At 72.1% G+C, this 12,751-nt stretch carries 15 protein-coding genes and 2 tRNA genes; 8 read left to right on the top strand and 9 right to left on the bottom strand.

Going from position 1 to position 12,751, the window contains the following annotated elements; genetic code table 11:
• Position 1: 1 nt before the first annotated feature.
• Both TR48_RS03805 and TR48_RS03800 read left to right on the top strand, forming a co-directional pair.
• A complete protein-coding gene (locus TR48_RS03805) occupies positions 2–292 on the top strand; it encodes a DUF6412 domain-containing protein (protein ID WP_052442379.1) in 291 nt (96 codons plus the stop codon).
• 80 nt (positions 293–372) lie between these two features.
• Entirely contained in the window at positions 373–1,053 is a 681-nt protein-coding gene (locus TR48_RS03800; protein WP_084728742.1) for a YidC/Oxa1 family membrane protein insertase, read from the top strand.
• 15 nt (positions 1,054–1,068) lie between these two features.
• Here the strand turns inward: TR48_RS03800 and TR48_RS03795 are convergent, their stop codons facing one another.
• From TR48_RS03795 to TR48_RS03780, 4 genes are all read right to left on the bottom strand, one after another.
• Positions 1,069–1,626: an HIT family protein gene (locus TR48_RS03795; RefSeq protein ID WP_042364376.1), complete on the bottom strand. Its 558-nt coding sequence runs from the start codon at positions 1,624–1,626 to the stop codon at positions 1,069–1,071.
• Positions 1,627–1,696: 70 nt separating this feature from the next.
• The gene (gene thrS, locus TR48_RS03790; protein WP_042364375.1) at positions 1,697–3,673 is read right to left on the bottom strand and encodes a threonine--tRNA ligase; all 1,977 of its coding nucleotides are present in this window, start codon (positions 3,671–3,673) and stop codon (positions 1,697–1,699) included.
• Positions 3,674–3,904: 231 nt separating this feature from the next.
• Positions 3,905–5,149, bottom strand: coding sequence for a hypothetical protein (locus TR48_RS03785; protein WP_152627777.1), 1,245 nt, complete (start codon positions 5,147–5,149; stop codon positions 3,905–3,907).
• A 115-nt stretch (positions 5,150–5,264) separates the two neighbouring features.
• A complete protein-coding gene (locus tag TR48_RS03780; RefSeq protein WP_042364373.1) occupies positions 5,265–5,828 on the bottom strand; it encodes a DUF4365 domain-containing protein in 564 nt (187 codons plus the stop codon).
• 223 nt (positions 5,829–6,051) lie between these two features.
• Between TR48_RS03780 and TR48_RS03775 the strand changes: the two genes are divergently transcribed.
• Positions 6,052–6,777 carry an exonuclease domain-containing protein gene (locus TR48_RS03775; RefSeq protein WP_042364372.1) on the top strand — a complete coding sequence of 242 codons (726 nt, stop codon included), beginning with the start codon at positions 6,052–6,054 and terminating at the stop codon, positions 6,775–6,777.
• Positions 6,778–6,823: 46 nt separating this feature from the next.
• On the opposite strand, the gene TR48_RS03770 is transcribed toward TR48_RS03775, so the two are convergent.
• Positions 6,824–6,895, bottom strand: a tRNA-Val gene (locus TR48_RS03770).
• 107 nt (positions 6,896–7,002) lie between these two features.
• Here TR48_RS03770 and TR48_RS03765 point away from each other — a divergent pair.
• Positions 7,003–7,440 (top strand): isochorismatase family protein, encoded by a 438-nt coding sequence (locus TR48_RS03765; RefSeq protein WP_052442378.1) that lies wholly within the window; start codon positions 7,003–7,005, stop codon positions 7,438–7,440.
• A 122-nt stretch (positions 7,441–7,562) separates the two neighbouring features.
• Here the strand turns inward: TR48_RS03765 and TR48_RS03760 are convergent.
• A tRNA-Val gene (locus TR48_RS03760) sits at positions 7,563–7,634 on the bottom strand.
• A gap of 287 nt (positions 7,635–7,921) precedes the next feature.
• Here TR48_RS03760 and TR48_RS03755 point away from each other — a divergent pair.
• The 3 genes from TR48_RS03755 to TR48_RS03740 all read left to right on the top strand — a co-directional run bounded on the left by TR48_RS03755 (position 7,922) and on the right by TR48_RS03740 (position 10,469).
• Positions 7,922–8,335 carry an SsgA family sporulation/cell division regulator gene (locus tag TR48_RS03755; protein WP_034091203.1) on the top strand — a complete coding sequence of 138 codons (414 nt, stop codon included), beginning with the start codon at positions 7,922–7,924 and terminating at the stop codon, positions 8,333–8,335.
• Positions 8,336–8,586: 251 nt separating this feature from the next.
• The gene (locus TR48_RS03750) at positions 8,587–9,180 is read left to right on the top strand and encodes a CGNR zinc finger domain-containing protein (RefSeq protein WP_042364371.1); all 594 of its coding nucleotides are present in this window, start codon (positions 8,587–8,589) and stop codon (positions 9,178–9,180) included.
• Positions 9,177–10,469, top strand: coding sequence for a low temperature requirement protein A (locus TR48_RS03740; protein WP_052442377.1), 1,293 nt, complete (start codon positions 9,177–9,179; stop codon positions 10,467–10,469). The genes TR48_RS03750 and TR48_RS03740 overlap by 4 nt, the downstream gene beginning before the upstream one ends.
• On the opposite strand, the gene TR48_RS03735 is transcribed toward TR48_RS03740, so the two are convergent.
• Positions 10,450–10,899, bottom strand: a complete 450-nt coding sequence (locus TR48_RS03735) for a hypothetical protein (RefSeq protein WP_052442376.1) — start codon at positions 10,897–10,899, stop codon at positions 10,450–10,452. The two genes, TR48_RS03740 and TR48_RS03735, sit on opposite strands and share 20 nt — an antisense overlap.
• 80 nt (positions 10,900–10,979) lie before the next feature.
• On the opposite strand from TR48_RS03735, the gene TR48_RS03730 reads away from it, so the two are divergent.
• Positions 10,980–11,468, top strand: a complete 489-nt coding sequence (locus TR48_RS03730) for a DsbA family protein (RefSeq protein WP_042364369.1) — start codon at positions 10,980–10,982, stop codon at positions 11,466–11,468.
• Between the two features lie 28 nt (positions 11,469–11,496).
• On the opposite strand, the gene TR48_RS03725 is transcribed toward TR48_RS03730, so the two are convergent.
• Positions 11,497–12,393, bottom strand: a complete 897-nt coding sequence (locus tag TR48_RS03725; protein ID WP_042364368.1) for a GNAT family N-acetyltransferase — start codon at positions 12,391–12,393, stop codon at positions 11,497–11,499.
• Positions 12,394–12,444: 51 nt separating this feature from the next.
• Positions 12,445–12,751 (bottom strand): aminotransferase class IV (locus tag TR48_RS03720; RefSeq protein WP_174501664.1); only part of this gene is annotated, 307 nt, incomplete at its 5' end.

Raw genomic sequence — 12,751 nt, 5'->3', positions numbered from 1 at the left:
CGTGCTGACCTTGCTGCCTGCGCAGACGCTCCACCTGCTGCTGCCCGCTCACGGGCCGCTCCTCGCGGTCGCCGCCCTCGCCACACTCGCCCTGCTGGTGAGCTCCGCGACCCACCGCGCGGTCCGCGAGAGCGTCCGGCTGCTGGCGGCCGACGCTGGAGCCGCACGGCGGCGGGGGCCGCTGCGCGCGTACGCGTGGCACACCGACTTCATGCCGCAACGCGACCCGGACGCGCGCGGCCGACGCCGCCCACGAGCCCCGGCCGCCCGCCTCCGGGCGGTCACCGACTAGCGCAGCCGCAGTCCGTACCCGCCCTTCCGCGTCCCGGCACATCACCGCGTCACGCGACGCCGTCGAAGGGTTCCTCTGTCATGCACGCCTACCTCGCGCTGCCCGCGCTCTCCCCGTTCGCGCTCCTCGATCCGGTGGCCCGGGAGGCGGGACAGCTCGTCGCCGCCCTCGCCCACCTGGTCCCGGCCGCGCTCGCCGTGGTCCTGTTCACGGTGGTCATCCGGCTGCTGCTCCACCCGTTCGCCCGGGCCGCCGCCCGGGGCGAGAAGACCCGCGCCCGCCTTGCGCCGCGCGTGGCCGCGCTGCGCAGGAAGCACGCGGGAAGCCCGGAGCGGATGCAGCGCGAGCTCTCCGCGCTCTACCGGGAGGAGGGCGCCTCGCCGCTGGCCGGGTGCCTGCCGATGCTGCTGCAGATCCCGGTCTTCTCGGTGATGTACCGGCTCTTCACCGGCGTCGCTGACCCGACCGGCCAGGCCCTGCTCGCGCACACGCTTCTCGGCGTGCCGCTCGGCGCCCACCTGGCCGTGGCCGGCACGAGCCTGCCCACCGCGATGGTCTTCGGCGCGATCCTGCTCGTCCTGCTGGCCCTCGGCTTTCTCAACTACCGCCGAGGACGGCGTCTTTCACCGCAGGGCCCGCGTCTGCTGGCCCTGCTGCCGTTCGGTACGGCGCTGTTCGCGCTGGTGCTGCCGCTGGCCGGCGCGCTCTACCTGCTCACCACGACGGCCTGGACCTTCGGCGAACGCGCCCTGCTGATGTAGCCGGCTGCCCGGCGGCTACTCCGGCCAGGCGTCGGCGATCAGCTTGCGGGTGTCGCCGAGCATCTGCGGCAGCACCTTCACGTGACCGACGACGGGCATGAAGTTGGTGTCGCCGCCCCACCTCGGGACCACGTGCTGGTGGAGGTGGGCGGCGATGCCGGCGCCGCCGGCGGAGCCCTGGTTGATGCCGATGTTGAAGCCGTGGGCGTTGGACGCCTTGCGCAGGGCCGTCATGGCCTGCTTGGTGAGCTCGGCGATCTCCAGGGTCTCGTCCGCCGTCAACTCCGTGTAGTCGGCCACGTGGCGGTACGGGACGGCCATCAAGTGACCGCCGTTGTACGGGTACTTGTTGAGGACCGCGTACGCGTGGACGCCGCGGCGGACGATGAGGCCGTCCTCGTCCGTCATGGACGGGATCGCGCAGAACGGGCAGCCGTCGTCGGGGGCCGGGCCGGTGGGCTTGGACTCGCCCTGGATGTACGCCATCCGATGCGGGGTCCACAGGCGCCCGAACCCGTCGGGGGCGCCCGCTCCGTACTGCTGCTCCGGCTCCGTCGTCATGCTGATCAGCATAGACGTGGGGGCGGTCCGGTCGGGACCGCCCTCACCTTCGCCCTACTCGGCGGTCAGACTCGGCTGCCGCTCACACCTGCACCCGGCGCTCGACCACGTCGACGAGCTTGGCCAGGGCGTCGGCGCGCGCGACGCCGTTCTCCTGGGAGCCGTCGCGGTAGCGGAACGAGACCGTGCCGGCCGCCATGTCCTCGTCGCCGACGATGATCATGAACGGGGTCTTCAGCTTCTGGTGGTTGCGGATCTTCTTCTGCATCCGGTCGCCGGAGGCGTCCACGTCCACCCGCAGGCCCTTGGCCTTCGCCTCGCGGGCGAACTCCTGCAGGTACTCGACGTGGGCGTCGCCGATCGGGATGCCGACCGCCTGGACCGGGGCCAGCCACGGCGGCATCGCGCCGGCGTAGTGCTCCAGCAGCACCGCGAAGAAGCGCTCGATCGAGCCGAACAGGGCGCGGTGGATCATGACCGGGCGCTGGCGCGAGCCGTCGGGCGCGGTGTACTCGAGGTCGAAGCGCTCCGGCAGGTTGAAGTCGACCTGGATGGTCGACATCTGCCAGGTGCGGCCGATCGCGTCCTTGGCCTGGACGGAGATCTTCGGGCCGTAGAAGGCCGCGCCGCCCGGGTCCGGGACCAGCGGCAGGCCCTGCTTCTCGGCGGCCTTGCGCAGCGTCTCGGTCGCCTCCTCCCAGACCTCGTCCGACCCGATGTACTTCTCCGGGTCCTTGGTGGAGAGCTCCAGGTAGAAGTCGTTCAGGCCGTAGTCGCGCAGCAGATCCAGCACGAAGGTCAGCAGCGAGTCGAGCTCGTCCGCCATCTGCTCCTTGGTGCAGTAGATGTGCGCGTCGTCCTGGGTGAAGCCGCGGGCGCGGGTCAGGCCGTGCACCACGCCGGACTTCTCGTACCGGTACACCGTCCCGAACTCGAACAGGCGCAGCGGCAGCTCACGGTAGGAGCGCCCGCGGGCGTCGAAGATCAGGTTGTGCATCGGGCAGTTCATGGGCTTGAGGTAGTAGTCCACGCCCTCGTCGAGCTGCATGGGCGGGTACATGCCGTCGGCGTACCAGTCCAGGTGGCCCGACTGCTCGAACAGGGTGCCCTTGGTGGCGTGCGGGGTGTAGACGAACTCGTAGCCCGCCTCCTCGTGCCGCTTGCGCGAGTAGTCCTCCATGGCCCGGCGGATGATGCCGCCCTTGGGGTGGAAGACCGCGAGGCCGGAGCCGATCTGCTCGGGGATCGAGAAGAGGTCCAGCTCGGAGCCGAGCTTGCGGTGGTCGCGCTTCTCGGCCTCCTCCAGGAAGTCGAGGTACGCCTTCAGCTCGTCCTTGGACGGCCAGGCGGTGCCGTAGATGCGCTGGAGCATCGGGTTCTTCTCGCTGCCGCGCCAGTACGCCGCGGCGTTGCGCATCAGCTTGAAGGCCGGGATCAGGCGCGTGCTGGGCAGGTGGGGACCGCGGCAGAGGTCCTTCCAGCAGAGCTCGCCGGTCTTGGCGTCCAGGTTGTCGTAGATGGTCAGCTCGCCGCCGCCCACCTCGACGTTCGCGCCGTCCTCGGAGCTCGCGGAGCCCTTGAGGCCGATCAGCTCCAGCTTGTACGGCTCGCTCGCCAGCTCCTCGCGGGCGGCGTCCTCGGTCACCACGCGGCGCTGGAAGCGCTGGCCGCGCTTCTGGATCTCCTGCATCTTCTTCTCGATGACCTTGAGGTCCTCGGGAGTGAACGGCTTCTCGACGTCGAAGTCGTAGTAGAAGCCGTCCTTGATCGGCGGGCCGATGCCGAGCTTGGCCTCCGGGAAGACCTCCTGCACGGCCTGGGCCATCACGTGCGCGGTGGAGTGGCGCAGGATGTTGAGGCCGTCCTCGCTGGTGATCTCGACCGGCTCGACCTCGTCGCCGTCCTGGACGACATAGGTGAGGTCCTTGAGCTCGCCGCCGACCTTGGCGGCGATGACGGCGCGCTCGCCCTGGAAGAGCTCGGCGGCCGTCGTGCCCGTCGTCACCACGCGGTCTTCCCGATCGGGTTCGCGACTGATGACCACACGGACGTCCGACACCGGACTCTCCTGACTCTCGGCTGACGGCAGCTGGAACGCTGCGCGAGCACGATGTTACCCGGGAAGTCGCACTCATCAGGGGCGCGAGGCTCTGCGGGACCAGCCACCCGCCGCATGGAGATCCCGAGCGAGCAGAGCCATCCCGCTCGGGTGGGCTTCTCGCGCCCACGCGGCGGAGCGGCGGAGCCGCGTATCGGGCAGAGCCTCACGCCCCTGGGCGGTGCGACCGGCTCAGTCCGTCTCGTCCTCCGGGTCCGCGCCGCCTCCGGCCAGGCCCGCGCGGAGGCGGAGGGTCTTGGCCAGCCGCTCGCGCTCGGCGTCGTCCAGCTCGACCGGGGTCAGGTCGCGCGCGCCGGCGACCCTGCGGAAGCCGCCCTTGCGTTCGAGGCGGCCGCGCAGGCGGACGGGGGTGCCGTCGAGGTGCGCGGCCACGGCGACGCGGTACTCGGCGTCGGGGAGCTTGACGCGGACCTCGTCCACGTCCGCGCCGCTCAGGACGCGCAGGCGGACCGTGCCGGCGCTGCCGGGCGCCGCACGCTTGAGCCGGACGACGGCCCCGGTGAGCTCGACCTCGACCGGCGGCTCGCTGCGTTCGAGCCGCGCCGCCGCGTCCGTGAGCGCGGGCAGGTCGCCGGGCGAGAACTCGATCGCGGGGCGCCGGCTGCCGAAGCCCGGCGGCGGGCCGACCTGCGCGGACCAGTGCAGGCTGACCCGGGCGCCCTCGCTGCCGCGCACCAGCAGCACGACGGAGCAGATCAGCTCCCGGCTCAGCCCGAGCCGGACGCCGTTGTCGAAGGCGTCCGTGCGTCCGGTGGCGCGCTGCAGGTCGACGGCCTCGCGCAGCGCCTCCAGAGCGAGCACGAGGGTGGTCGCGGCGGGACGGTCGGTCGGCGCCGGCGTGTAGGCGGTGAGCAGCCCCGCGCCGGTGCCCGGGGCGACGACCAGGACGCGGTCGAGGAAGCGGGCGGCGTGCCGGTCCAGCCGCGCGCCGAAGTAGGCGCAGCGCGCGCGTCCGGCCTTCGCGGCGGCAGCGAGCATCGCGGTCGCCGCGTCTCGCAGCTCCGTCTCGCTCGCCCACGACACCGCGCCGCCGACGCCCGGCACCTCCCGGCGCCAGTGGATCTCGTCGCCGGGCACGAGCAGCGCCGCAAGGATGGCGCGGGCGGAGGGCACGCCGGAGCGGGCGAGCGTGCCGAGGCTCTCCTCGATCAGGTCCACGCTGTCGTCGAACCCGCGGTCGGCGGGGACGAGCAGGCTGGTGTCGGGCTCCTGGTCCTCCGGTGGCGCCCAGCGGCTGTACCGGCCGCCCGCGCCGCCGCGTCGTACCCAGCCATGCCGGGTCAGCAGCGTGGTGAGCACGTCGGGGTCGACGCGGCTCGCGTCGGGGACGGCCGGCTCGTCACCGGTCGCCTCGCTGTCCGTGAGGGCCGCACGCGGGCCCCTCGCGCGTACGGCGGCGCGCGCCACGGGGGTCACCGCATCTGCCGTGGTGTCACGCCGCCTGGCTGTCACGCCCTCGCCTCCCGCGCCGGTGGGGTGCTGTGCCGATCGGTGGCCGCGGTCCGCGGCCGGGTGCCCTGGATCAGGTCGATCAGGGCCGCTCGCCTGCCCCCACACGCGCCATGATGGCGCACAGCGCGCGATCGTCGAAGACCTGCTGAGTCGGTATCCGGACATTCGTCCGCCGCCGCCCGGTGACGGGATGGCCGGCCAGGTTGACCCAGTAGCAGCAGTGCCGCACCTCCAGCCGGTCGGGTCCAGCCAGCAGCCACTGGTCGACCTCCCGCGGTACCAGCATCACGACGAGGATCTTGTGGACCGCGACCCGCGGATGGGCGAGTTTGCGCAGGTGCTCGTTGTCGAGCGTGAAGCCGAACGAGGGTCCGCCCGGATTCGGCGCGATCTGGTAAGTGCACTTCAGCTGGACCTTGATGGTGACCTCGTCATCCTCGACGTGCAGCGGGCTGCCGTGGCTGAGGTGCCAGTCGATCCCGTTGTCGGGAAAGGGGGAGGCAAGCGCGCAGCCCGCCGCGGCGGCCACTGCGTGCAGATAGCCGACCTGCAGCGTCTCCATGCAGGAAGTGACGGCCAGTTGGCCGCGAAGCGTGCGCCCGTCGTCCGGTCGCTCGGCCGGCTCGGGCAGGGAGATTGCCATCACTGCCGCTCTCGGTCTGGGCGACGGGGAAGCCCGTCCGGTCCCGGACACCCCGTCAAATCCGGTCTTTCCACCGGCGGGTGGCATGAAACGAAAAAACACCTGGCAGATCGAGGGTTGAATGCGGAAAGTGACCGGGTATCACCCGATCGTGAGCACTTCGCGGTTCTCGGGGAACGGCGGAGACGGAGCCAGGCGAGAAGGGCGAGGGAGGCGGTCGGGGATGACGCTCTGGTACGAGGGCGCACTCGCGTCCTTCGACACCGAGACGACCGGCGTGGACGTGGAACGCGACCGGATCGTGACAGCCGCGCTCGTGGTCCAGGAGCGGCCGGGAGGTCCGCTGCTGCGTCAGAACTGGGTCGTCGACCCGGGCCTGCCGATCCCGGCGCAGGCCACCGCCGTGCACGGACTCACCGACGCCTGGGCGCGCGAGCACGGCGCGGCGCCGGGCCCCGCGATGGAGGGGATCGCCCGGGCGCTGGCCGAAAACGCTCGAACGGGGCGTCCGTTGGTGGTGATGAACGCCCCGTACGACCTCACCCTGCTGGACCGCGAGCTGCGTCGGCATCGGGGGCTGACGCTTGCTCAGTACACGTCCGGATCACCGCTGCTGGTCGTCGACCCGTGGGTGGTGGACCGCCATGTCGACCGCTACCGCAAGGGACGCCGGACGTTGACCGCCCTGTGCGCGCACTACGAGGTGCCGCTGACCGCCGCGCACGACGCGGCTGCGGACGCCACCGCCGCACTGGAGTTGGCGCGCGCGATAGGGCGGCGGCACCACGGTGCGCTGGAGGGGCTGAGCGTGGCCGAGCTGCATCTGCGCCAGGCGACCTGGCACGCGGCCCAAGCCCGGGGCCTGGAGCAGTGGTTCGCCCGCAGCGGCTCCCCGGCCCGGGTCGAGCGGGCCTGGCCGCTGCGGCTGCCACTGGAGCAGGCGGCCTGAACGACTGAAGACCCCTCGACTGAGGGGCCTTCAGGTGCTGCACGGGTGGGCGATACTGGTTTCGAACCAGTGGCCTCTTCGGTGTGAACGAAGCGCTCTCCCACTGAGCTAATCGCCCGGGCACGCAGAGAACATTAGCACTGCCAGGGCCTATGCCGAAAAACGCGTTTCCGACGAGCGGCGTTTCGCCTCGAACGAATCGAACGCCAGTGCTACCTTGAGGGCATGCCCACCGTGCTCGTCCTGATCAATGTGCAGCGCGACATGCTGCTCTCCCCCTCCGTGACCACCGCCCTGCGGGAGCTGCTGAACCGGGCCCGCAACGAGGGCGCACCCGTGGTCCACCTGCGCACGGGCAGAGAGGAGCTGATCTTCGGCTCGTGGCCGGGCGAGCAGATCGTCGAGCACACCGCCGACGACGCCTTCCTCGGCTCGGCGCTGACGGACGCGCTTCCGCTCGGGTGCCGCATCGCGCTCGCGGGCGTGTGGAGCGAGGAGGCGGTGCGCACCACCGGGCTGGGCGCGATCAAGCGCGGCTACCGCGTCGTGCTGATCTCCGGCGCGCACGAGGGTTACGCCCCGGATGCGGCCCCCCGGATCGAACACGAGCTGGCGACGGCCGGCGCGGTGATCGCCGGAGCGGACGCCGTGGCCTTCAGCTGAAGCGGCCGACCCGGCCCGACCCGAGCGCGGGCCGACCGGAGCCGACGGACTGAGCCGCCCGGGTGAACTTTTCGAACGACAAAGGCCCGCAGGTCGCTGACCTGCGGGCCTTTGCATCCGGGTGGGCGATACTGGGTTCGAACCAGTGACCTCTTCGGTGTGAACGAAGCGCTCTCCCACTGAGCTAATCGCCCGGGTGCAGGGAAAACACTACCGCATGCCGGGACCTGCTCCGGCACGCCCAACGCCCTGCGGACGCGGTGGCTGAAAATGATCCGTGTAAGCCTTCCTTCCTCGCCCGCTCGCCCGCTCCGACCAGCCAAGACTGTGACGTGTGTGACGACTGTGACTGCTGCGCCGGATGGGGTATCAGCAGCGCACTAATCCGGACAGACGGGTTTACACCGGGCCGGAAGGTGGGATGGTCCGTTCGCCGACGTGCGATCCCCGAGCGCACACTGAGCGAAAGGCCTTGGCGCTTATGAACACCACGGTCAGCTGCGAGCTGCACCTGCGCCTCATCGTGTCGAGCGAGTCTTCCCTCCCCGTTCCGGCGGGGCTGCGCTACGACACGGCCGACCCCTATGCCGTGCACGCCACCTTCCACACGGGCGCCGACGAGACCGTCGACTGGGTGTTCGCCCGCGACCTCCTCGCGGAGGGGCTGCACCGGCCGACCGGGACCGGCGATGTCCGGGTGTGGCCCTCCCGCAGCCACGGACAAGGAGTCGTCTGCATCGCCCTGAGCTCTCCGGAAGGAGAAGCCCTGCTGGAGGCCCCGGCGCGAGCGCTGGAGTCCTTCCTCAAGCGCACCGACGCCGCCGTCCCTCCGGGGACGGAGCATCGCCACTTCGACCTGGACAGGGAGCTGAGCCACATCCTGGCCGAGAGCTGAGGCTTCCGGCGCCCGTACCCCGGGCGTCCGAGGCCCGTACAACGCACTCAACCAACTGCGCAGGCGTGCTGACTCGGGGGCGCGCGGCGCGGCGCGATACGCCGCTGCGATCCAAGCGATCGTGGCGGCGTCGTCGTTGCAGGTCGCACCGGCGTGACGCGACTCGGCGTGGACATGAACGACAACGAGCCGGTCCATGTAGGCTCTCCGCTACCAGTCGCGCCACGTACGGACGAGCCAGGAGCCCCGCCGTGCTGATCACCCACGACACCGAGTGCGCACTCGACGCGCTGGTGGAACTGCTGAACACCTCCCCCCAGGCCTGCGGCCACGAGGGGCTGGCGGACCTCGCCGCGCTGCGCGGGTTCGTCGTCCGGCGCGAGCTGAGCGACGTCGGGCAGCTCACGCAGACCGATCTGGACGCCGTGCGCCGGCTGCGGCAGCGGTTCTGGGAGGTGCTTGACGCGACGAGCACCCGGGACGCGGCCGAGCTGCTCAACGCGATGATCGCCCGGGCCGGCACCACGCCGCGGCTGACCGACCACGACGGCCACGACTGGCACGTCCACTACTTCGCGCCCGGCGCCGCCCTCGCCGACCGGCTGGCCGCCGAGTCCGGCATCGCCCTCTCGATGGTGATCGTCGCCGGTGAGCGCGACCGGCTGCGCCACTGCGAGGCCCCCGACTGCGTGCGCGTCTTCGTGGACCTCTCCCGCAACCGCTCCCGCCGCTACTGCGACAGCCGCACCTGCGGCAACCGCCTGCACGTCGCCGCCTACCGGGCGCGGCAGCGCACCGCGCCGCCGGCGGAGGCCGAGCGCGGCGGCGTGGGCGTCGGTTCGTGACGCCGGACCCCTCCGCCGGCAATCCCTCAGCCTCCTCCGAGCCGTCCGAGCCGCCCGAGCCGTCCGCGTCGTCCGAGCCGTCCGCGTCGTCCGAGCCGTCCGCGTCGCCCGCGTCGCCCGCGTCGGATGCTCCGGAGGCTTCCGGGGCCGCTCCGGACGCCGCCGAGTCGGTGCGGTCGCTGGAGCTCTTCTTCGACCTGGTCTTCGTCTTCACGATCACGCAGATCGCGGGCGTCCTGGCCGAGCACCCGGACCTCGGCGGGCTGGCCCGCTCCGCTCTGCTGCTGACGATCACCTGGTGGATGTACGGGGGCTTCGCCTGGCTGACCAACGCGCTCGATCTGGAGCGCACCGGGCCCCGGCTGCACCTGCTGCTCGGCACGGCGGGCTTCTTCGTGATGTCGCTGGCCGTGCCGCGCGCTTCCGGACCGGGGCCGTGGGGCGTGGTCTTCGGCGCCGCCTACCTGGCCGTGGTCGCCGTCCACTTCGTCGGATTCCTGGGCACGTCCGGGCAGCGCGGCATCCACCGGATCGGCCCGTACAACATCGCCAGCGCGCTGGTCGTGCTGGGCGCCGGTTTCGTGCCCGCCGAGCAGCGTGCCTGGGTGTGGCTGCTCGCATGCCTGATGGAGTGGGTCACGCCGTTCCTCTCCGGCGTGGGCGGATTCACCGTCGGCGTCGGCCACTTCGTCGAACGGCACGGGCTCGCGGTGATCATCGTGCTGGGCGAGTCGATCACGGAGGTCGGCGCAGCCGCGAGCCGCCTGGACGACCTCACCACCGTCCTGGTCGGCTCGCTTTTCGCGCTGGCGGCCACCGCGGCGATGTGGTGGCTCTACTTCGACCGCGAGGAGGAGGACAGCGCCGCCCTGCTGGAGCGGATCCCGGCCGAACGGCGACCGCACGCCGCGCTCTGGTCCTTCGGGTACGCCTATCTGGTGCTGATCTTCGGGATCGCGGTCACGGCGGTCGGCATGCAGAAGTCGCTGGAGTCGTTCACCCACCCCCTGCACGCGCTCTCCGCCGTCCTGCTCCCGCTCGGCGTCGCGCTGTTCCTCCTGGGCATGACCTGCTTCCACCGCGCGCTGGCCGACGACTGGCCGCTGCGGCGCCTCGTCGCGGCGGTCGCGGTCCTCGCCGCCGGCGTCCCCGCGCTGCGGTGGTCCGGCGGCGGCACGGCGCTCGCCGTGACGACGGCGCTGCTCGTCGGCCTCGTCCTCTGGGAGCGGCAGGCCCGGGTGAGGCCGCAGCCCGGCTCCCCCGCCCCGTTCAGATCCCTCGACGCTTGAGGATCTCCTCGACGTCCGAGAAGTCGCCCAGATCCGCCGTCGGCGCGTCCTTCTTCGCCGGCAGCGCGGCCCCGGCGGGACGTCCGGACGGAGCGGTGGGCTTCCCACCGCGGGCGGGCACCTCGCCCTTCTCCTTGCCGCCCCCTCCTCGCCCGAAGCGGACGCCCGTCGCCAGCAGGAGCAGCACGGTGCCGCCCAGCATGGCGATGCCGACCCAGACCCTGGGGTCGAAGACGAGGTGGGTCGCCCAGTGCGCGAGCGTGGTGCCGATGGTGTGGAACACCGGGATCAGGCCCGTCAGATACAGGCCCGTAGGCACCAGCGCCACCGCGAGCCAGCGCAACGCCGCCCGCCTCCGGCCGCGCAGGGCGGTCAGCACGGCGATCACGACGCCGAGGGCCGAGAGTGCCATGCAGATGATCGCTGTCATGATCGTGCTCCCCTTGCTGCGGCTGCCATTCCATCCTGCCCGCTGCGTTCACTCCTTCCCACAATGGGAGACTTGCGAGCATGACCGAAAGTTCCACGCCCAGGACCGTCGAGTTCTGGTGCGACCTCCAGTGCCCCGACTGCGCGACCGCCCTCGACGACGTCCGGGCCCTGCGCGCCGCGCACGGTGACGCCGTCGACATCGTGCTGCGGCACTTCCCCCTCGAGAAGCACAAGTTCGCCTTCCCGGCCGCGGAGGCGGCGGAGGAGGCCTTCGCCCAGGGCCGTGGCTGGCCGTTCGTCGAGGCGCTGCTGGGCCGGGTGGAGGAGCTGGACCGCGGCGGCACAGGCTTCCTGGTCAAGCTGGCCAACGAGCTGGAGCTGGACGGCGAGGAGCTGGACACCGCGCTGATCGACGGCCGCCACAGCTTCACGGTCGAGGCCGACCACGCCGAGGCCAAGGCCATCGGCGTCAAGGGCACGCCGACCTACGTCGTCGCGGGCAAGCTCCTCGACGGCTCGAAGAGCCAGGACGGGCTGCGGGAGCGGATCGAGTCCCTCCTGGGATGACCTGATCCCGAGCCGTCGGGGGCGCGGCTCAGAGCTGCTTGGCCACCGCCCAGCGGAAGGTGCGGTAGCCGAGCGACTCATAGAGCCGCTCGGCCGGCACGTTGCCCGCGTGGACGTTCAGTGCGAGCTCGCGCAGGCCCGCGGCGAGCGTCACCCGCTCGGCCAGCAGCATGAGCGCGCGGCCGTAGCCGCGGCCGCGGAACGCCTCGCGCACCTTGACGTTGTAGACCCACGCGGCCCGCGGCTCCGCGACCGCGTCCGTACCGGCGTCCGTGCCGGTGCCCGCGCCTGCCTCCGCGGCGGTGTCCGCGGTCAGGGTGGAGACCCAGATCGTGCCGACCACCTCGTCCCCGGCCAGCAGGTTGTCGATCGAGACGCCCGGGGAGTGCTGCCCCTGCGGGAACAGGTGCGCGTGGTCCGCGGCCGACTTGGCAGCGGCCTGCTCGGGGCTGTGCCCGGTGTGCCGGACCAGCATCTCGGCGTAGCTCGCCTGCTGCGCGTCGTGCCAGACCGTGAACTCCGCGGCGGTCAGCGGCCGGGGGGTGAGACCGGCGGGCAGCTCCGGCGGCACCGGCGGGAGGGCCTTGACCATGTTGCGCGCGGTCGGCCCGTAGCCGAGGCTCCGCGTCCAGCGCAGCACCCGCTCGATCTCCGGGCCCTCCGCCCCGACGACGGATCCCTCGGCCCGGGTGCAGCCCCACGAGCGGAGGATCTCCTCGGCGGCCAGCACCGCCGTGGTGCCGCGTCCGCGTCCGCGGTCCCGCTCCTCGATCGCGAGCCCGCGGATCCGTCCGCTCCCCGCGGCTGAGGCCTGGAGCTGGATGCCGCCGACGGTACGGCCGTTGACGCAGACGACGTACCCGCGCTCCCGGCTGCCGTGCTCGTCGACGCGTTCAGGGCCGGTCGGCCGCAGAGTGGTGGTCAAGCAGTGCTCCTCACGGGTCGCTGGCCTCAGGGGACGCTGGGAGAGGGGCGGTCAGGGTTCGAAGTCGGCGGCCATCCGCTCGACGAAGACGGACATGGCCTTGGCTGCGACGGGGCCCGGGGCGCCCGGCAGGTCGCGCCCGTCGATCCGGGCGACCGCCTGGACGTCGCGCAGCGTCCCGGTCAGGAAGACCTCCTCGGCCTCCTCCAGCACCGAGTACGGCAGGTCGGCCTCCTCCGCGTCGGTCCACTCCAGCACGAGCGCGCGGGTGATGCCGGCGAGGCAGCCGGAGCTCAGCGGCGGGGGGAGCAGGCGGCCGCCGGGGGCGAAGGAAAAGGTTTGACCGGGGCCTCCCCGG

It is taken from the genome of Streptacidiphilus neutrinimicus, from assembly GCF_000787815.1.
Lineage (GTDB): Bacteria > Actinomycetota > Actinomycetes > Streptomycetales > Streptomycetaceae > Streptacidiphilus > Streptacidiphilus neutrinimicus.
This window is presented reverse-complemented; position numbering and strand designations above follow the sequence as displayed.